This window comes from Brachyspira catarrhinii (genome assembly GCF_005518285.1).
GTDB lineage: Bacteria > Spirochaetota > Brachyspiria > Brachyspirales > Brachyspiraceae > Brachyspira > Brachyspira catarrhinii.
This window is the reverse complement of record NZ_SJDU01000781.1, coordinates 1-454: the sequence shown is the minus strand read 5'-3', so window position 1 is coordinate 454 and position 454 is coordinate 1. Positions and strand designations below refer to the sequence as shown.

General features: G+C 26.0%; 1 pseudogene. It reads left to right on the top strand.

Annotated features, from left to right (window positions below):
- Positions 1-270, top strand: a pseudogene (locus EZH24_RS13440) (carbohydrate ABC transporter permease); the annotation flags it as partial.
- Between the last annotated feature and the right edge of the window lie 184 nt (positions 271-454).

Here is a 454-nt window from a genome sequence, read left to right as displayed (position 1 = left end):
ATGCCTCTAATGATACCATCTCTTGCTGCTTTGGGAATATATATATTTATGGGGCAATGGAGTGATTTTACTTGGCCTTTAATAATACTTAATTCAGAAAATATGTATACTCTGCCTGTAGCACTTTCTGTATTGAAAGGAGATACACGTATAGATTACGGTCAGATTATGGTTGGTGCTATTTTTGCTGTATTACCTGTTTTGATAGCATTTCTATTCTCAAGCAGATATTTTATATCAGGACTTATGGGAGGAGCTGTAAAAGAGTAATAAATAACATTATTATAAAATTAATTAGTTTGAGAAGCCTATATTCATGGTTATATACTATGAATATAGGCTTTATAATAATATCATCTATTTTTATTAAAATTTATTCAATACAAATAATAAAATAAAAAATATTTAATAAAAAATTGACAACTAAAGATTTATTTACTATACTATAAATATA